18 protein-coding genes are annotated in these 19,268 nt (G+C 61.8%); all 18 read left to right on the top strand.

Annotation, left to right across the window (positions count from 1 at the left end; all coding sequences use genetic code 11):
* Nucleotide 1: 1 nt before the first annotated feature.
* The 18 genes from sdhA to ACE3PH_RS02815 all read left to right on the top strand — a co-directional run bounded on the left by sdhA (nt 2) and on the right by ACE3PH_RS02815 (nt 19,236).
* Complete coding sequence (gene sdhA, locus ACE3PH_RS02900) at nt 2-1,777, top strand: succinate dehydrogenase flavoprotein subunit (RefSeq protein ID WP_374316352.1); 1,776 nt, start codon at nt 2-4, stop codon at nt 1,775-1,777.
* 30 nt (nt 1,778-1,807) lie between these two features.
* Nucleotides 1,808-2,515: a succinate dehydrogenase iron-sulfur subunit gene (locus ACE3PH_RS02895; protein WP_374316350.1), complete on the top strand. Its 708-nt coding sequence runs from the start codon at nt 1,808-1,810 to the stop codon at nt 2,513-2,515.
* 29 nt (nt 2,516-2,544) lie between these two features.
* The gene (locus tag ACE3PH_RS02890) at nt 2,545-2,889 is read left to right on the top strand and encodes a succinate dehydrogenase assembly factor 2 (protein WP_374316348.1); all 345 of its coding nucleotides are present in this window, start codon (nt 2,545-2,547) and stop codon (nt 2,887-2,889) included.
* Nucleotides 2,890-2,927: 38 nt separating this feature from the next.
* Nucleotides 2,928-4,238 carry a citrate synthase gene (locus tag ACE3PH_RS02885; RefSeq protein WP_374316346.1) on the top strand — a complete coding sequence of 437 codons (1,311 nt, stop codon included), beginning with the start codon at nt 2,928-2,930 and terminating at the stop codon, nt 4,236-4,238.
* Between the two features lie 211 nt (nt 4,239-4,449).
* Entirely contained in the window at nt 4,450-5,859 is a 1,410-nt protein-coding gene (leuC, locus tag ACE3PH_RS02880) for a 3-isopropylmalate dehydratase large subunit (protein ID WP_374316344.1), read from the top strand.
* A 33-nt stretch (nt 5,860-5,892) separates the two neighbouring features.
* Nucleotides 5,893-6,021, top strand: a complete 129-nt coding sequence (locus tag ACE3PH_RS02875) for an entericidin A/B family lipoprotein (RefSeq protein WP_374316342.1) — start codon at nt 5,893-5,895, stop codon at nt 6,019-6,021.
* Between the two features lie 6 nt (nt 6,022-6,027).
* Nucleotides 6,028-6,675 carry a 3-isopropylmalate dehydratase small subunit gene (gene leuD / locus ACE3PH_RS02870; RefSeq protein ID WP_374316340.1) on the top strand — a complete coding sequence of 216 codons (648 nt, stop codon included), beginning with the start codon at nt 6,028-6,030 and terminating at the stop codon, nt 6,673-6,675.
* A 27-nt stretch (nt 6,676-6,702) separates the two neighbouring features.
* A complete protein-coding gene (leuB, locus tag ACE3PH_RS02865; protein WP_374316338.1) occupies nt 6,703-7,782 on the top strand; it encodes a 3-isopropylmalate dehydrogenase in 1,080 nt (359 codons plus the stop codon).
* A 38-nt stretch (nt 7,783-7,820) separates the two neighbouring features.
* A complete protein-coding gene (gene asd, locus ACE3PH_RS02860; protein WP_374316336.1) occupies nt 7,821-8,954 on the top strand; it encodes an aspartate-semialdehyde dehydrogenase in 1,134 nt (377 codons plus the stop codon).
* Nucleotides 8,955-9,240: 286 nt separating this feature from the next.
* Nucleotides 9,241-11,844, top strand: a complete 2,604-nt coding sequence (locus ACE3PH_RS02855; RefSeq protein WP_374316334.1) for a FimV/HubP family polar landmark protein — start codon at nt 9,241-9,243, stop codon at nt 11,842-11,844.
* An 8-nt stretch (nt 11,845-11,852) separates the two neighbouring features.
* Entirely contained in the window at nt 11,853-12,686 is an 834-nt protein-coding gene (gene truA / locus ACE3PH_RS02850) for a tRNA pseudouridine(38-40) synthase TruA (RefSeq protein WP_374316332.1), read from the top strand.
* A gap of 17 nt (nt 12,687-12,703) precedes the next feature.
* Nucleotides 12,704-13,384: a phosphoribosylanthranilate isomerase gene (locus tag ACE3PH_RS02845; RefSeq protein WP_374316330.1), complete on the top strand. Its 681-nt coding sequence runs from the start codon at nt 12,704-12,706 to the stop codon at nt 13,382-13,384.
* Between the two features lie 15 nt (nt 13,385-13,399).
* A complete protein-coding gene (gene trpB / locus ACE3PH_RS02840) occupies nt 13,400-14,671 on the top strand; it encodes a tryptophan synthase subunit beta (protein ID WP_374316328.1) in 1,272 nt (423 codons plus the stop codon).
* Nucleotides 14,668-15,498 carry a tryptophan synthase subunit alpha gene (trpA, locus tag ACE3PH_RS02835; RefSeq protein WP_374316326.1) on the top strand — a complete coding sequence of 277 codons (831 nt, stop codon included), beginning with the start codon at nt 14,668-14,670 and terminating at the stop codon, nt 15,496-15,498. Before trpB ends, trpA begins: the two co-directional genes overlap by 4 nt.
* A gap of 2 nt (nt 15,499-15,500) precedes the next feature.
* A complete protein-coding gene (gene accD / locus ACE3PH_RS02830; RefSeq protein ID WP_374316324.1) occupies nt 15,501-16,373 on the top strand; it encodes an acetyl-CoA carboxylase, carboxyltransferase subunit beta in 873 nt (290 codons plus the stop codon).
* A 103-nt stretch (nt 16,374-16,476) separates the two neighbouring features.
* Nucleotides 16,477-17,847, top strand: a complete 1,371-nt coding sequence (gene folC / locus ACE3PH_RS02825) for a bifunctional tetrahydrofolate synthase/dihydrofolate synthase (RefSeq protein WP_374316322.1) — start codon at nt 16,477-16,479, stop codon at nt 17,845-17,847.
* Nucleotides 17,848-17,875: 28 nt separating this feature from the next.
* A complete protein-coding gene (locus tag ACE3PH_RS02820) occupies nt 17,876-18,724 on the top strand; it encodes an SPOR domain-containing protein (protein ID WP_374316320.1) in 849 nt (282 codons plus the stop codon).
* On the top strand, nt 18,724-19,236 hold the full coding sequence (locus ACE3PH_RS02815; RefSeq protein WP_374316318.1) for a CvpA family protein: 513 nt from the start codon (nt 18,724-18,726) through the stop codon (nt 19,234-19,236). The genes ACE3PH_RS02820 and ACE3PH_RS02815 overlap by 1 nt, the downstream gene beginning before the upstream one ends.
* Nucleotides 19,237-19,268: the final 32 nt, after the last annotated feature.

The following is a 19,268-nucleotide window of genomic DNA, read 5'->3' as shown; positions in this document are numbered from 1 at the left end:
AATGGCGATCGCAACTTCTCTTCCCACTCGCAAATTTGACGTCGTGATCGTCGGTGCCGGCGGCTCCGGCATGCGCGCGTCGCTGCAACTGTCTCTGGCTGGCCTGAATGTGGCCGTGTTGTCCAAGGTGTTCCCGACCCGTTCGCACACCGTGGCTGCGCAAGGTGGTATCGGTGCTTCTCTGGGCAACATGTCCGAAGACAACTGGCACTATCACTTCTACGACACCATCAAGGGCTCCGACTGGCTGGGCGACCAGGACGCCATCGAGTTCATGTGCCGCGAAGCACCGAAGGTCGTGTACGAACTCGAACACTTCGGCATGCCCTTCGACCGCAACGCTGACGGCACCATCTACCAGCGTCCGTTTGGTGGCCACACCGCCAACTACGGTGAAAAGCCGGTGCAACGTGCTTGCGCCGCTGCTGACCGTACCGGTCACGCACTGCTGCACACGCTGTACCAGCAAAACGTCAAGGCCCGCACCAACTTCTTCGTGGAGTGGATGGCCCTGGACCTGATCCGCGACGCCGAAGGTGACGTGGTGGGTGTGACTGCGCTGGAAATGGAAACCGGTGACATCCACATCCTGCACGCCAAGACCGTGCTGTTCGCCACCGGTGGTGCTGGCCGTATCTACCAGGCCTCGACCAACGCCTTCATCAACACGGGTGACGGCCTGGGCATGGCTGCTCGTTCGGGTATCCCGCTGCAAGACATGGAGTTCTGGCAGTTCCACCCCACTGGCGTGGCCGGTGCGGGCGTGCTGCTGACCGAAGGCTGCCGTGGCGAAGGCGCCATCCTGCGTAACGTGAATGGCGAAGCCTTCATGGAGCGCTATGCCCCGACCCTGAAGGATCTGGCTCCGCGTGACTTCGTGTCTCGCTCCATGGACCAGGAAATCAAGGAAGGCCGAGGTTGCGGTCCCAACAAGGACTACGTGCTGCTCGACATGACCCACCTGGGTGGCGAGACCATCCACAAGCGTCTGCCGTCGGTGTTCGAAATTGGCCACAACTTCGCCAACATCGACATCACGAAGGAAGCCATTCCAGTGGTGCCGACTATCCACTATCAGATGGGTGGTATCCCGACGAACGTGCACGGTCAGGTCGTGGTGCCGGCCAATGGCAAGTACAACGACATCGTCAATGGCCTGTACGCTGTGGGTGAATGCTCCTGCGTGTCGGTGCACGGCGCCAACCGTCTGGGCACGAACTCGCTGCTCGACCTGGTGGTCTTCGGCCGCGCTGCTGGCAACCACATCGTCGAATTTGCCAGCTCGACCAAGTCGCACAAGCCGCTGCCCAAGGATGCGGCCGACTACACGCTGTCGCGTCTGGCTCGCCTCGACAGCGCCAAGAACGGCGAATACTGTCAGACCGTCGCCAACGACATCCGCTCGACCATGCAGGCTCACGCCGGTGTGTTCCGTACGCAGGCCTCGATGGACGAAGGCGTCAGCAAGATCGCTGCCGTGCGTGAGCGCGTGAAGAACATCGGTCTGAAGGACAACTCCAAGGTCTTCAACACCGCCCGCATTGAAGCGCTGGAAGTCGAGAACCTGATCGAAGTGGCCCAGGCCACGATGGTGGCTGCTGCCGCCCGTCCGGAAAGCCGTGGCGCGCACGCTCACGACGACCATCCTCATCGTGATGACGTCAACTGGCTGAAGCACTCGCTGTGGTACTCCGAAGGCAACCGCCTCGACTACAAGCCCGTCAACCTGCAGCCTCTGACTGTCGAGTCCGTGCCTCCCAAGGCCCGTACCTTCTGATCGTCAGCGTGTCGTCTAGAGGAATCCAAAATGACCCAAAAGCGTACTTTCCAGATTTACCGCTACGACCCTGACAAGGACGCCAAGCCTTACATGCAGACCATCGAGATCGAACTCGAAGGTAACGAACGCATGTTGCTGGACGCCCTGATCAAGCTGAAGGCGGTTGATCCCACCATCGCATTCCGTCGCTCCTGCCGTGAAGGTGTGTGTGGCTCCGATGCCATGAACATCAACGGCAAGAATGGTCTGGCCTGCCTGACCAACATGCGCACGCTGCCTCAGACCATCGTGCTGAAGCCGCTGCCAGGTCTGCCTGTGGTTCGCGATCTGATCGTGGACATGACCCAGTTCTTCAAGCAGTACAACTCGATCACGCCTTACCTGATCAACGACAACCTGCCTCCCGAAAAGGAGCGCCTGCAGTCGCCGGAAGAGCGTGAGGAGCTGGACGGTCTGTACGAGTGCATCCTGTGCGCGAGCTGCTCGACCAGCTGCCCGAGCTTCTGGTGGAACCCTGACAAGTTTGTGGGTCCTGCCGGTCTGCTGGCTGCCTACCGCTTCATCGCCGACAGCCGCGACGAAGCCACGAGCGAGCGTCTGGACAACCTGGAAGACCCATACCGTCTGTTCCGTTGTCACACCATCATGAACTGCGTGGACGTCTGCCCGAAGGGCCTGAACCCCACGAAGGCCATTGGCAAGATCAAGGAACTGATGGTGCGCCGCGCCGTCTGATCCAAGACTGACCTCGAACCTGCATAGCCATGACCCTGACGCCGTCTCCGCAATCTGTAGCTGGGCACACTGAGGTGCCTGATCCCGACACTTTGCGGAAACTGCGTTGGCGCTGCCGGCGCGGGCTGCTCGAAAACGACCTGTTCATCGACCGGTTTTTCGAGCTGCACGAAGAGAAACTCACAGTTTCGCTGGTACAGGGTTTGCTTCAACTCATGGACTTGGCTGACAATGACTTGCTGGATCTTTTCATCGGTCGCAAGACCCCTGAAGGTGATCTGGACACCGTCGACGTCCGTCAGGTGCTGGAGTTGATACATGCCGCCGGTGCGTCGCGTCTGCCTGCCCAGGCAGATGCCCCGATATCCCGATAATTAGTCCAATTCGCAAGACCGACCCTCTAGGAGCGCTCATGACCCCGTCCGACGTGAAAGCCACCCTGTCGTTTTCTGACGGCAGCCCCAGCATGGATCTGCCGATCTACAAGGGCAGCATTGGCCCTGACGTGATCGACATCCGCAAGCTGTACGCACAGACCGGCAAGTTCACTTACGACCCCGGCTTCCTGTCGACGGCGTCCTGTAACTCGAAGATCACCTACATCGATGGTGACAAGGGTGAGCTGCTGTACCGCGGCTATCCCATCGAGCAATTGGCCACCAACTGCGACTTCCTGGAAACCTGCTACCTGCTGCTGAACGGCGAGCTGCCGAACCAGACGCAAAAGGATGCATTCGTCCAGAACGTGACCAGCCACACGATGGTCAACGAGCAGTTGCAATTCTTCCTGCGCGGCTTCCGTCGTGATGCGCACCCGATGGCCGTGATGACCGGTCTGGTGGGTGCCCTGTCGGCCTTCTACCACGACAGCACCGACATCAACAACCCGGAACACCGCAAGATTGCGGCCATCCGCCTGATCGCCAAGATGCCGACCCTGGTTGCCATGGCGTACAAGTATTCGGAAGGCCAACCCTACGCTTATCCGCGCAACGACCTGTCCTACGCTGGCAACTTCCTGCGCATGATGTTCGCTACGCCGTGCGAAGAGTACAAGGTCAACCCGGTGCTGGAACGCGCCATGGACCGCATCTTCATCCTGCACGCTGACCACGAGCAAAATGCTTCGACCTCGACCGTGCGTCTGTGCGGTTCGTCGGGCACCAACCCGTTTGCTGCCATCGCCGCTGGCGTGGCTTGCCTGTGGGGCCCTGCTCACGGTGGCGCCAACGAAGCTTGCCTGAACATGCTGGAAGACATCCAGGCCATGGGCGGCATCTCGAAGGTGGGCGAGTTCATGGAAAAGGTGAAGGACAAGAACTCTGGCGTGCGCCTGATGGGCTTCGGTCACCGCGTGTACAAGAACTACGATCCTCGTGCCAAGCTGATGCAGGAAACCTGCAACGAAGTGCTGTCCGAGCTGGGTCTGGAAAACGATCCGCTGTTCGGTCTGGCCAAGAAGCTGGAGCAGATCGCCCTGGAAGACGATTACTTCGTGCAGCGCAAGCTCTACCCGAACGTCGACTTCTACTCGGGCATCGTGCAGCGCGCCATCGGCATCCCCGTGCCGCTGTTCACCGCCATCTTCGCGCTGGCCCGCACCGTTGGCTGGATCGCCCAGCTCGACGAAATGATCGGTGACCCCGAGTACAAGATCGGCCGTCCCCGCCAGCTGTTTGTCGGCTCCGACAAGCGCGACGTCAAGCCTATCGCTCAACGCTGATCGGCCCCAGCCCAGACAGGCGGCTCAGGCTGCCTGCGGCAAGAACCCCGGCCCAGGCCGGGGTTTTGTTTTTTGGGGGCTTGAATCCGTTGAGAGACACCTCCAGCTGTTGGCTTGTTGACATGAGGGCAGGGGTATCACTGTCACCGTGTCGTAAAATTCCAAATTCTCTTCAACCTGGGGCGTGAGCCCCTCCCGCGTGATTGCCACCATGGGACGCACCCTTTACGACAAGATCTGGGACGAGCATGTCGTCCACACGGAAGAAGACGGCACCGCCGTGCTTTATATCGACCGTCAGTTGCTGCATGAAGTGACCAGCCCTCAGGCTTTTGAAGGGCTGAACATCGCCGGGCGCAAGGTGTGGCGTCTGTCAGCCAACCTGGCTGTGAGCGACCACAACGTGCCGACCACCGACCGCACGGATGGCATTGCTGATCCGGTGTCGCGCCTGCAGGTGGACACGCTGGACAAGAACTGCGATGCCGTGGGCATCACGCAGTTCAAGATGAGTGACAAGCGCCAAGGTATCGTGCACGTCATCGGCCCTGAGCAGGGGGCTACCTTGCCCGGCATGACGGTGGTCTGCGGCGACAGCCATACCTCCACGCACGGGGCTTTCGGTGCGCTGGCCCACGGCATCGGTACGTCCGAAGTCGAGCACGTGCTGGCCACTCAGACCCTGCTGGCCAAGAAGGCCAAGAACATGCTCGTCAAGGTGGAAGGCACCTTGGCCAAGGGCTGTTCCGCCAAGGACATCGTGCTGGCCATCATCGGTCGCATCGGTACCGCGGGCGGCACCGGTTACACCATCGAGTTTGCCGGCAGCGCCATCCGTGCCTTGAGCATGGAGGGCCGCATGACCGTCTGCAACATGGCGATCGAAGGCGGTGCCCGCGCGGGTCTGGTGGCGGTCGACGACACCACCATCAACTACGTCAAGGGCCGGCCCTTCACCCCGACGGGTGTGGAATGGGATCAGGCCGTGGCGTACTGGCGCACGCTGCATTCTGATGCCGATGCCCACTGGGATGCCGTGGTTGAACTCGATGCATCGCAGATCAAGCCGCAGGTGACCTGGGGCACTTCGCCCGAGATGGTGCTGTCCATCGACGATCGCGTGCCCGATCCTGACAAGGAAAAGGATCCGGTCAAGCGGTCGGCCATGGAGCGTGCGCTGCAATACATGGCGCTCGAGCCCAACAAGGCCATCAACGACATCGTCGTTGACAAGGTGTTCATCGGGTCCTGCACCAACTCCCGTATCGAAGACATGCGCGCTGCCGCTGAAGTGGTCAAGCGCATCGGCGGTCGTGTGGCCTCCAACATCAAGTTGGCGCTGGTGGTGCCCGGCTCCGGTCTGGTCAAGGAGCAAGCTGAACGCGAAGGTCTGGATCAGATCTTCAAGGCGGCTGGCTTCGAGTGGCGTGAGCCAGGTTGTTCGATGTGTCTGGCCATGAACGCCGACCGACTCGACCCGGGAGAGCGCTGTGCATCGACCAGCAACCGGAATTTCGAAGGCCGTCAAGGTGCTGGTGGTCGCACCCACCTGGTCAGCCCGGCCATGGCTGCGGCGGCTGCCATGCAGGGCCATTTTGTCGACATCCGTCGCATCGCCTGAATTTCATAACCCCCCAAGCCTGGAGTGATTCACATGAAGCGTCTGTTTTCTCTGTTCGCACTGCTGGTTGTCGTCGCGCTGACCGGTTGCAACACCGTGCACGGCGTGGGGCAGGACATCGAGAAGGCTGGTGAGGCCATCTCCAACGCCTCCAAGAAGTAATTTGCCATGCAAGCTTTTCGCATTCACAAAGGGGTCGTGGCCCCGATGGATCGGGAGAACGTCGATACCGACGCGATCATCCCGAAGCAGTACCTGAAGTCGATCAAGCGCACGGGCTTCGGCCCAAACCTGTTCGATGAATGGCGCTATCTGGATGTGGGTGAGCCAGGACAAGACCCGGCCTCTCGCAAGCCCAACCCTGATTTCGTGCTGAACCAGTCGCGTTACCAGGGAGCATCGATCCTCATCGCACGCAAGAACTTCGGCTGCGGTTCGAGTCGTGAGCACGCACCCTGGGCCCTGGAGCAATACGGGTTCCGCGCCATCATTGCCCCAAGCTTTGCCGACATCTTCTTCAACAACTGCTTCAAGAACGGGCTGCTGCCCATCGTGCTGAGCGAGTTGCAGGTCGACAACCTCTTTAACGAGGTCTTCGCTTTCCCGGGCTATGAACTCACCATCGATCTGGAGCGTCAGGTCGTGGTGAAGCCTGATGGCGCCGAACTGGCCTTTGACGTGCAGCCTTTCCGCAAGTACTGCCTGCTCAACGGCTTTGACGACATCGGTCTGACCCTGCGCCATGCCGATGAAATCCGCAGTTATGAAGCGCAACGCCTGGCTCAAAAGCCCTGGCTGAACAACCGCATTGTTTGAACCCACGTTAACCGAGACACCATGGTCATGAAGATTGCAGTTTTGCCGGGTGACGGCATTGGCCCCGAAATCGTCAACGAAGCCGTCAAGGTGCTCAAAGCCCTGGACCTGACCTTCGAGATGCAAGAGGCCAAGGTAGGCGGTGCCGCTTTCGATGCGCACGGCCATCCGCTGCCCGAGCACACCCTGAAGCTGGCCATGGAGTCTGACGCCGTGCTGTTTGGCTCGGTGGGTGACTGGAAGTACGACAAGCTGGACCGCCCACTGCGTCCTGAGCAGGCCATCCTGGGTCTGCGCAAGAACATGGGTCTGTTCGCCAACTTCCGTCCGGCCATCTGCTATCCGCAACTGACCCATGCGTCGAGCCTCAAGCCCGAGCTGGTGGCAGGCCTGGACATCCTCATCATCCGTGAGTTGACCGGAGACATCTACTTTGGGCAACCACGCGGTCGCCGTGAGGCACCGGACGGCGAATTCAAGGGCGCTCCGGAGGCATTCGACACGATGCGCTACTCGCGCCCCGAGATCGAGCGCATCGCCCACGTTGCCTTCCAGGCTGCTCGCAAGCGCAACAAGCGCGTGACCAGCGTCGACAAGGCCAATGTGCTGGAAACTTTCCAGTTCTGGAAAGACATCGTCACCGAAGTGCATGCCCAGTACCCCGACATCGAGTTGGATCACATGTACGTGGACAACGCTGCCATGCAGCTGGTCAAGGCGCCCAAGCGCTTTGACGTGGTGGTGACTGGCAACATGTTCGGTGACATCCTGTCGGACGAAGCCTCGATGCTGACCGGCTCGATCGGCATGCTGCCCTCGGCTTCGCTGAACGCCAAGGGCCAAGGCCTGTACGAGCCCAGCCACGGCTCTGCACCGGACATCGCGGGGCAGGGCATTGCCAACCCGTTGGCGACCATCCTGAGTGCCGCCATGATGCTGCGCTTCAGCCTGAACCAGGAAGAAGCCGCCAGCCGCATCGAGCGCGCAGTGCAGACTGTGCTGGAGCAAGGCCTGCGCACGGGCGATATCTACAGCGAAGGCACGAAGAAGGTCGGCACCGTGGAGATGGGCGAGGCCGTGGTGGCTGCCCTGAAGGCGCAAGGCTGAGGCAACACGATATTCACATCTGATTGAGGACTCACATCATGGCAACGACTCTGGTTGGTCTGGTTGGCTGGCGCGGCATGGTTGGCTCGGTTCTGATGGACCGCATGCTGGCCGAAGGCGACTTCGACCACTTTGAACCCCTGTTCTTCTCGACATCCAATGCTGGTGGCGCTGCCCCGGCCATGGCCAAGAACGAGAAGACCCTGAAGGACGCCTTCAATATCGATGAGCTCAAGCGCTGCGACATCATCGTCACGGCGCAAGGCGGCGACTACACCAGCGAGGTGTTCCCCAAGCTGCGCGCTGCCGGCTGGAACGGCCACTGGGTTGACGCTGCTTCGACGCTGCGCATGAAGGATGACGCCATCATCATCCTGGACCCGGTGAACATGCCCGTGATCAAGGACGCCATGTCCAAGGGCGGCAAGAACTGGGTGGGTGGCAACTGCACCGTGTCGTGCATGCTCATGGGCGTGGGCGCACTGTACAAGGCCGGTCTCGTCGAGTGGATGTCCACGCAGACCTACCAGGCTGCGTCAGGCGGCGGTGCTCAGCACATGCGCGAGCTGCTGACCCAGTTCGGCACACTCAACAGCGAGGTCAAGGCCCTGCTGGATGACCCCAAGAGCGCCATTCTGGAAATCGACCGCAAGATCATCGCCAAGCAGCGCTCGCTGACGGGCGCTGAGACCGCCAACTTCGGCGTGCCGCTGGGTGGTTCGCTCATTCCCTGGATCGACAAGGACCTGGGTAATGGCCAGTCCAAGGAAGAGTGGAAGGGCATGGCCGAAACCAACAAGATCCTGGGTCTGGGTGAAGGCTTTGGTTCGGCCCCGATCCCGGTCGATGGTTTCTGCGTCCGCATTGGTGCCATGCGTTGCCACAGCCAGGCCCTGACCTTCAAGCTGAAGAAGGACGTGCCGGTGGCCGACATCGAAGCGATGATCGCCGCAGACAACCCGTGGGCGAAGGTGGTGCCCAACACGCGTGAGGCCACCATCAAGGATCTGACCCCGGTGGCCGTGACCGGCACCCTGACGATTCCTGTGGGCCGTGTGCGCAAGCTGGCCATGGGCCCCGAATATGTCGGCGCCTTCACCATTGGTGACCAGTTGCTGTGGGGTGCTGCAGAGCCGCTGCGCCGCATGCTGCGTATCTTGCTGGGCGCATAAGCCTGATTTCAGGGCGTCGGACACAAGGCGTTACAACGCACTTGGCCGAGAAAGCGGGATATTGTTGTCGTCAGACGACAATATCCCGATCCGCCGGCGGAGAATGTCTCAATCGCGGTCATAAGGTGCCAACTCAGTATTTGCATGAGCTTGTCACCCTATCTGCTTGCTGCTATTGTGTTTTCTGCTGCGTACCGTCTACGGGGTGCTGGCTAGCCTCAGAATCTTGAATGATCTAGGCGTGCCAAGGGTCCGCCAAGTGCCCCACGACGACTTGGGAGACGCCTTGAAAGATCATTCGTTGTCCACGGGGCGCTTTGCCCTGAATCGGGTTGCTGTTGCAGCAGCCTGTGCCGTTTTGTCTGCTTTGCCGGCGTCCTCCTGGGCGTTGGGTCTCGGGCGCCTGAATGTCCAATCGGCTCTGGGCGAGTCCCTGCGTGCCGAGATCGATGTCACCAGTCTGACATCCGAAGAGGCATCGACTCTGCAGGTCAAGGTGGCAACGCCGGAAACCTATCGTGCAGCGGGTGTTGATTTCAATGGCGCCCTGTCTTCTGCCACGATCACGTTGCAGCGCCGGGCTGATGGCCGTCCATTTCTCCGTATTTCCAGTGATCGCACGGTTCAGGAGCCTTTTGTGGACCTGATCCTGGATCTGGCTTGGTCTTCCGGTCGACTGGTGCGTGAATACACCCTGCTGTTTGACCCCCCCACCAACACCCGCACGCCTGCTCGCGCCTCGACCGCGCCCGTGATGGACGCGCCGGCTCCAGTCGCGCTGACTGCCAAGCCCGCTCCTGTGGCTTCGGCGAGCACCGAGCCTTCTGCCAGCAAGACGGCCAAGGCAGCCAAGTCGGCTCCTCCGCCGGCAAGTGCGCCTGCATCTGTACCGACCAGCAAGCCTGCAACGGTAGCCAAGCCGGCACCAGCGGCGTCTGCAGGGGCTGAAGGCGAGCATGCCATCAAGGTTCACTCGGGCGACTCGCTCTCTGGTCTCGCTGGTCGCAACGCCCTGGATGGGGTGTCGCTGGATCAGATGCTGGTTGGCCTGTACCGGGCCAATCCAAGTGCTTTTGCCGGCAACATGAACCGGCTGAAGGCCGGTGTGGTGCTCAATGTGCCCTCGGCCGAGCAGTTGAAGTCTGTCAGCCAGCCTGAAGCACGCCAGATCATCCAGGCTCAGAGCGCCGACTTCGCGGCCTATCGTGAGCGTCTGGCTGGTACGGTGTCGACCAAGGTCGCCGAAGCGCCTCAGCGACAAGCTGCAGGCAAGGTGGAGGCCGAGGTCAAGGATCAGAAGCAGTCAGCGGCACCCAAGCCTGACAAGCTCACGCTGAGCAAGGGCAGTGTGGCCGCTACCCCTGATAAGCCTGCGGCTGAAGACCGGCTGGCCAAGAACCGCGCTCAGGCTGAGAGCACCGCTCGTGTGGCTGAGCTGTCGAAAAATCTGGACGAATTGCGCAAGCTGAAGGACAAGGCTGCTTCTGCACCAGTGGTGGCTGCGCCAGTGGTGCCTTCTGCTCCGGCGGTGATCCCTTCGGCGCCTGCGGCTCCCAGTGTGCCCGCCGTTGCGTCGGCCGCCAGTGCGGCTGCATCGACTGCTGCGGTGGTCGCTGATGCAGCATCCGAGGCCGCGTCGGCTGCATCTGCAGCAGCTTCGATTCCGGCACTCAAGAAGCCGGCTCCGATGCCCGCTCCTGCGCCAGAGGAAGAGCCTGGTTTCCTGAGCTCGATCGACCCGATGATGGTGTTTGGTGCCGGGGCTGGTGTTGCCGTGCTGGCTGCGGCCATCTTGTTCCTGCGCTCGCGTCGCCGTGCGGACACGGGTGAGACCTCTTTCCTTGAAAGCCGTCTGCAACCAGATTCATTCTTCGGTGCCAGCGGTGGGCAACGTGTTGACACCCGTGATGCCACGGGCGCGCCGTCTTCCATGAGCTATTCGCTCAGCCAGCTTGACGCCATCGGCGACGTGGACCCTGTGGCCGAGGCCGATGTGTACCTGGCCTATGGCCGCGACCTGCAGGCCGAAGAAATCCTCAAGGAAGCTCTGCGCAGCACGCCGGAACGCATGGCGATCCGCACCAAGTTGTTGGAGGTGTATGCCAAGCGTCGCGATACCAAGGGCTTCGAACAACTTGCCATGCAGTTGTACGACCTGACCAATGGCAAGGGGGACGACTGGACCAAGGCACAAGAACTTGGTCAAGGTATCGACCCTGAAAACCCCTTGTATCAACCTGGTGGTCAGCCGTCTGCTGCACGCGTGGATGTCGAGCCGCAGATTGACTACCTGGGTGCCAGCACCATTCCGCACTCTGTGGTGCCTGCGCCTAGCCAGCTCGATTCGGTGGCCGCTCCGCTCGCACCAGAGCCTGCCCCGGAAATGGTGGACCTCGATCTGGACATCACCTCTGAGCCGGTTGAGGCTGCGGCCGTGCCAGTGGCGCCCAGCGCTGCGCAGGCAGCACCTCTGAACCCGTTCACAGACTTGCCATCGCTGGACCTGCCCGGTGCCGGCGGGGATGTGCCCGAGCCTGTCAAGCACAAGGTCGAGGGAGATAACAGTCTTGATTTTGATCTGCCGTCACTTGACGAGCCTGTTGCAGAGGTTCCCGCTGCAGTGGCTCCGGCTGGTGGTTTCGATCTGAGCCTCGACCTGGATACGCCAGCAAAGTCTGAAGGCGATACGGCTTCGGGCGATTTGCTTGGCGAGCCTGCGCCTGCGCTGGACGAGCCTGCAGACCCCATGGCGCGCAAGCTGGAGCTGGCAGAAGAGTTCCGTCAGATTGGTGATGTCGACGGTGCACGGGAATTGCTGCAGGAAGTTGTTGTCAATTCGTCGGGTGCATTGCAAGTCAAGGCACAAGCCATGCTCGATAGCCTCAGCTGATCGTTTTTATGTCCATGACATCACCGAGGGCGACCCGCCGGGTCGCCCTCGGCGTTTCTTACCGCGGCACACAGTACAAGGGCTGGCAGAGCCAGCCCGGTGGCGGCACGGTTCAGGACGCCCTGGAGTCGGCTCTGGCCGCGTTCGCCGTCGAGCCAGTCAAGGTGCTCTGTGCAGGGCGCACGGATGCTGGTGTCCACGGTATCAACCAGGTGGTGCATCTCGACACGACCCTGGACCGCGCGCCCTTTTCCTGGGTGCGGGGCACCAATGCCTTTTTGCCCTCTGATATCGCGGTGCAGTGGGCCAAGGAAGTCACGCCTGACTTTCATGCTCGCAACAGCGCGCAAGGGCGGCGTTACGCCTATGTGTTGCTGGAGGCGGCTGTGCGTCCGGCGATCGAGGCGGGGCAGGTCGGATGGGTGTTTCGCCCCTTGGATCTGGCAGCCATGGAGCAAGCTGCGGCCTGTTTGATTGGCGAGCACGACTTCAGCAGCTTTCGTTCGGCCCAGTGCCAGTCTCCCACGCCGGTCAAGGAATTGCGTGCCATCCGCATTCGGCGTTGCGTCGCGCCTGTGGGCATGGCTGGTGCGTATTGGCGCTTTGATTTCGAGGGCAAGGCCTTTCTGCACCACATGATCCGCAACATCATGGGCTGTCTGATCGCGGTGGGCACCGGTACGCAGCCGCCGTCCTGGATGCGGCAGGTGCTGGCAGCGCGCAACCGTCAGGTCGCTGCCCCCACCTTTTCGCCTGACGGGCTGTACTTTCTGGGGCCGCAATATGACCCCGTCTGGGAACTGCCGACCGAAGTGCCCGGTATGGCCTGGTTGCCTGATTGAGGCGACAATCCCGCCTCATGAATGACACGCAACTGCCCCCGAACCACCGTACCCGCATCAAGATTTGTGGCCTGACCCGTGAAGGCGATGTGGATGCGGCCGTTGAGGCCGGTGCGGATGCCATTGGTTTCGTTCTTTACGCCAAAAGCCCCAGAGCGGTATCGGTGGCCCGTGCGGCCGAGCTCGCGAAGCGTCTGCCCCCCTTTGTCATGCCGGTGGTGTTGCTGGTCAACGCAGATGACAGACTCGTCGAACTGGCTGTTGAGGCGGTGCCTCAGGCCCTGCTGCAATTCCATGGCGATGAGGTGTCTTCACAATGTGAAAAATTTGGGCGCCCATATATCCGCGCTGCCCGCATGGAACCCGGGTTCGATTTGTTAGACTTCGCCCATCAGTTTCCTGCTGCCCAGGCCATGCTGGTGGATGCCCACGTGGAGGGCTATGGTGGCGGTGGGAAGGTGTTTGACTGGTCCCTGTTGCCTTCCGGTCTGCGCTGCCCGATGATCCTGTCTGGCGGTCTGCACCCCGGCAACGTCCAGGAGGGCGTGCAAAGCGTGCGCCCATGGGCGGTCGATGTCAGTTCTGGCGTCGAGTCGGCCAAGGGGATCAAGGATGCCGTGCTGATGCGTCAGTTTTGTCAGGCCGTGCGAGAGGCTGACCGGTTGTGTGCCGAGTCTGCTGCGGTTCGCGCGGTTTGAGTTACCGAGAAATTCATGCTGAATTACGAACAGCCCGATGCGCGGGGCCACTTTGGCCCCTACGGCGGCACTTTTGTTTCCGAAACGCTGATCCATGCGCTGGATGAACTGAAGGCCGCATACGAGCACTACCGCCACGATCCGGCCTTCCTTGCCGAGTTCCGCAAGGAACTGGCCCACTTCGTGGGGCGCCCGAGCCCGATCTACCACGCCGAGCGCCTGAGTCGCGAAATCGGTGGGGCGCAGATCCACTTCAAGCGTGAAGACCTCAACCACACGGGCGCGCACAAGGTCAACAACACGATTGGTCAGGCCTTGCTGGCAAAGCGCATGGGCAAGCCCCGCGTGATCGCGGAAACCGGCGCAGGCCAGCACGGTGTGGCGACTGCCACCATCTGTGCCCGCTATGGTTTCGAGTGCGTGGTCTACATGGGGGCGGAAGACGTCAAACGTCAGTCGCCCAATGTGTACCGCATGCATCTGCTGGGTGCCAAGGTGGTGCCGGTTGAATCGGGTAGCCGCACCCTCAAGGATGCGCTCAACGAGGCTATGCGCGACTGGGTCACCAATGTCGAGAACACCTTCTACATCATCGGTACGGTGGCAGGGCCTCATCCCTATCCGGCCATGGTGCGCGACTTCCAGAGCGTGATCGGCGAAGAGTGTCTGACCCAGATGCCCAACCAGATTGGCCGCCAGCCAGATGCCGTCATCGCCTGTGTGGGCGGTGGCTCGAACGCGATGGGTATTTTCTACCCCTATATCCCTCACGAGTCGGTGCGCCTGATCGGCGTGGAGGCTGCAGGCGAGGGGGCTGACAGCGGCAAGCATTCGATGTCGCTGCAAAAGGGTGTGCCGGGCGTGCTGCATGGCAACCGCACCTACCTGCTGCAAGATGCGAATGGCCAGATCACGGAAACCCATTCGATCTCGGCGGGCCTGGACTACCCGGGTGTGGGCCCTGAGCATGCCTATCTGAAGGACATTGGCCGTGCGGAGTATGTCGGCATCACCGACAAGGAAGCCCTCGAGGCCTTCCACCGTCTGTGCCGTACCGAAGGCATCATCCCCGCGCTCGAGTCGAGCCACGCGGCTGCCCATGCCATGAAGCTGGCCGCCACGATGCGTCCCGATCAGCACATCCTGGTCAACCTGTCCGGGCGTGGTGACAAGGACATCGGCACGGTCGCCGACCTGACCGGGGCCGAGTTCTACTGCCGCCCCTCCTGCCGTGGGCTGGACGTGAAGGGTTCCGAGCAAAAGATCTGGGAAGGAGGCCAGCTGTGAGCGCTTCCTTCCGTATTGATGCCGCGTTTGCTTCGCTGCGCGACCAGGGGCGCAAGGCCCTGATTCCCTTCATCACCTGCGGTGACCCTTTCAAGGACATGACGCCGGAGCTGATGTGGGCCATGGCAGATGCCGGTGCCGACATCATCGAGCTGGGCGTACCGTTCTCTGATCCGATGGCCGATGGCCCGGTGATCCAGCGTGCCGCCGAGCGTGCCCTGGCAAAGGGCGTTTCCCTGACGGATGTGCTGGCAGATGTGCGGCGCTTCCGTGAGCAGAACACCCATACGCCCGTCGTGTTGATGGGCTATGCCAACCCGATCGAGTGTCATGACCTGCACCACGGCAAGGGTGCTTTCGTGCGCGATGCTAAGGCGGCTGGTGTGGACGGTGTGCTGGTGGTCGATTACCCGCCTGAAGAGTGCGAAACCTTCGCCGCCAACATGAAGGAAGAGGGCCTGGCCCCGATCTTCCTGCTGGCGCCCACGTCGACCGAGTCCCGCATGGAGCAGGTCGGTCGTGTGGCCAGTGGCTATGTCTACTACGTCTCGCTGAAGGGCGTGACGGGCGCAGGTCACCTCGATACCGATGCCGTGGCCAGCATGGTTCCGCTGATCAAGAAGCATGTGAATACGCCCGTGGGCGTCGGCTTCGGCATCCGTGATGCGGCGACCGCCAAGGCTGTGGCCGCCGTGTCGGATGCCGTCGTGATCGGTTCGGCTATTGTCCAATTGCTGGAAAAACAGACCCGTGACACCGTGGTGTCGGCTGCCCGCGACTTCATCGCCGACATCCGCGCTGCCCTGGATACCTTGAAAGGAGCCTGAGCATGAGCTGGCTTGAGAAACTGCTGCCGCCCAAGATTCAACCGACCGACCCTGCCGAGCGCCGCTCGATTCCGGAAGGCCTGTGGATCAAGTGCCCCTCATGTGAGACGGTGCTCTACAAGAACGACCTCGAAGCCAACCTGAATGTGTGTCCCAAGTGCGGGCACCATCACCGGATCAGCGCCCGCGCCCGTCTGGACGCCTTCCTGGATGCGGAAGGTCGTTTCGAGATCGGTCAGGAGGTACTGCCGGTTGATGCCCTGAAATTCAAGGACAACAAGAAGTATCCCGATCGCCTCAAGCAGGGCATGGAGGCCACCGGTGAAACCGATGCGCTGGTGGTGATCGGTGGTTCGGTGCACAGCATTCCGGTGGTGGCTGCGTGCTTCGAGTTCGATTTCATGGGCGGATCGATGGGCTCGGTGGTCGGCGAACGCTTTGTGCGCGGCGTCGAAACAGCTGTGGAGCAAAAGACGCCTTTCGTGTCCTTCACGGCAACGGGTGGTGCTCGCATGCAGGAAGGGCTGCTGAGCCTGATGCAAATGGCCAAGACCAATGCGGCACTGACGCTGCTGGCCAAAGCCAAGCTGCCCTATATCAGCGTGCTGACCGACCCGACCATGGGTGGGGTGTCGGCTTCGTTTGCCTTTGTGGGCGATATCGTCATCGCTGAACCCAAGGCCCTGATCGGGTTCGCCGGTCCGCGCGTGATCGAGAACACCGTGCGTGAAAAGCTCCCCGAGGGCTTCCAGCGCGCCGAGTTCCTGCTGCAAAAGGGCGCGGTCGACATGATCCTCGACCGCCGCGAGTTGCGTCAGACCATCGCCCGCTCGCTGGCCATGTTGCAGCGTCAACCTGCCGACGCCGTGGCCTGATTCGGGGCGATCACCCCGACAGCAAGCTGTTTTTTGAAAACCTCCATGATGCGGGCTGCGCTGATTGCAGCCCGTTTTGTTTCTGGCATGGACGATTGAATCGATGAGTGCTCCTCAAACGCTGGCCGAGTGGCTGGCTCATTGCGAACGCCTGCACCCTGTGACCATTGACATGGGTCTGGAGCGGGTGGCACAGGTCTGGCAGCGCATGGGGGTGACCCTGGGTACGCCATGCGGTACCGAGGACGAGGGGCGCGATGCGCCGGTGGTGTTCACCGTGGCCGGTACGAACGGCAAGGGTTCCACCTGCGCCATGATTGAAGGCATTCTGCAGTCCGCCGGCTTCAAGGTGGGCGTGTATGGGTCGCCTCATCTGGTCCACTTCGAAGAGCGTTGCCGCCTGTTGGGCAAGCTGGTGGAGGCCTCGCAACTGTTGCCGCATTTCGAGGCGGTCGAGGCGGCACGCGGCGAAACGGCACTGACCTATTTCGAATTCACCACCCTGGTCATCATGCGTCTGCTGGCTACATCAGGGCTGGATGCCGTGGTGCTGGAGGTCGGCCTGGGTGGTCGACTGGATGCGGTGAACGTGGTGGACCCGGATTGCGCCATCATCACGAGTGTCGACCTGGATCACATGGAGTTTCTGGGGCCGGATCGCGAATCGATCGGACGCGAGAAGGCGGGCATCATGCGCGCGGGGCGCCCTGTGGTGGTGTCCGATCCGCAACCGCCGGCCAGCGTGGTCGCGCATGCGGAAGAGATCGGGGCTGACCTGTGGCTGTTCGGGCGCGACTACAACTATGCAGGCGACCGCCAGCAGTGGTCATGGGCTGGGCGCCACAAGCGTTTCAACGGCATGGCCTACCCGGCTTTGCGCGGCGCCAATCAATTGCTCAATGCTTCAGGGGTGCTCGCGGCGCTGGACGCCCTGCGCAACCGACTGCCGGTGTCGGCGCAAGCGGTTCGCACCGGGCTCGCCACAGTGGAGCTGCCGGGTCGGTTCCAGATCATTCCCGGTCAGCCCACCTTGATTCTCGATGTGGCCCACAACCCGCATGCCGCAGCGACGCTGGCTGCGAACCTGGACCAGATGGGTTTTTCACCTCGCACGCATGCCGTGTGGGGGGCGATGGCCGACAAGGATCTGGCGGGCATGGTGCGCAAGCTGTATCCCATCATTGATGCCTGGTATTGCTGTGATCTGCCTACGCCACGGGCTGCCAGCGCAGCCAGGTTGGCGGAGGCCTTGCAATCGGACGAACTGACCTCCACATCCATGGTGAAGCGGGAAGTCGCCGTGAGCACGCATGCTTCTCCGATGGATGCGCTGCATGCCGCGCTGGCGGCAGCGGACCCGGCGGATAGAATCGTGGTCTTTGGTTCCTTCTTCACCGTGGGTGGGGTGCTGCACGAGGGCTTGCCTCGGCTGAATGCGCCGCATCTGCAGTCAGATTCGCCCCAGTCCGCCTGATCAGGCTACCAACCAGCCCAATTCGAGCATGCCGCTGCCTTCGTTTCTCCAGCGTTTCCGCCAGGGTGCCCAGGAGCCGGCCTCCGGGGCGGTGCCCATGTCATCTGCTGACGTCGAGCAGGCCCGGGTCAAGGCCCGGCGCCGACTGGTGGGCATGGTGGTGCTGGTGGTGGCCGGTGTGATCGGGTTCCCCTGGCTGTTCGAGACCCAACCGCGCCCGATGTCCGGTGATGTCCAGGTGGTGGCGGCAGCAGGCAACCGTGCCAGTGGGGTGGTGGTGCAATCGGCTGCCTCCGGGCCGGCCCCCGCCATCGCATCGGTGACGCCTCCAGCGCCTGCGCCTCAGCGTGTGCAGAGCGAGGAGCCGAAGGAAGAGTTCATCGAGGACAAACCTGTCGAGCCCGCTCGACCGGCCAGCAAACCCACTCCTGCCAAGAAGCCTGTAGACAAGCCCGCAGAGAAGGCGCCGGCGAAGACTGCTGCGGACAAGCCCGCGGAGAAGCCCGTTGTGGCGGCCAAGGCGGCTTCCAAGCCTGCAGCCAAGCCGGTTGCTGCAGCCGCCTCTGCGCCCAAGGGCAAGGCCAGCGCGCCGACTGCAGCCACCAAGACAGCTGCTGCCCCATCCAAACCTGCGACGGATACCGGCAGCGACCGTTACATCGTGCAGGTGGGTGCCTTTGCCGATGTCTCTGCTGCGCGTGAGGTTCGTCTGAAGGTCGAGCGCCTGGGCATCAAGACCTATACCCAGGAAGTCACCACGGACGGGACCAAGAAGGTTCGCGTGCGGGTGGGGCCCTTCGCGAGCAAGGCTGAGGCTGACAAGGCTGCTGCGTCCCTGCGCAAGGCAGGGTTGACCGGAGCGGTGCTGACGTTGTGATGTTCGATTTGTCGTCCTGGACCCTGGTCGATCTGTTGTTCGCGCTGGGTTTGATTGTCTCGATCACCCTGGGTGCCTGGCGCGGGCTGCTCAAGGAGTTGCTGTCGCTGCTGGGTTGGGTGTTTGCCTACTTTGCGGCGCATTGGTTTGCAGTGCCGGGTGCTCAGCTGGTGCCGATTGGCGAGCCTGGTTCGCGCACGAATGTGCTGGCCGGGATGGCCGTGGTGTTTGTGGCAGCGCTCATGGCCTGGGCGCTGTTGACCTGGTTGTTGACCCAGATGATCCGCAGCTCGGTATTGAGCGGTGCCGATCGTCTGATGGGCATGGTCTTTGGTTTTTTGCGGGGGCTGTTGATCGCCCTGGTGGTGTGCACCTTGGTCGACATGACCCCGCTGACGCGCTGGGAGCCGTGGCAGGCTTCACGCAGCGTCGCGTCGTTACGAGTGTTTTTGACGGGTTTGAGGCCCGTTCTGCCAGAGCAGGTGGTCAAATTCCTGCCCAGGCAGTCCTGATCCGATCGAATTGTTTTGTGCTGAGAGGTGAA

Source organism: Aquabacterium sp. (assembly GCF_041909175.1).
Lineage (GTDB): Bacteria > Pseudomonadota > Gammaproteobacteria > Burkholderiales > Burkholderiaceae_C > Aquabacterium.
Note: the sequence above shows the minus strand (reverse complement) of the source record. Positions and strands in the feature narration are given on the sequence as shown.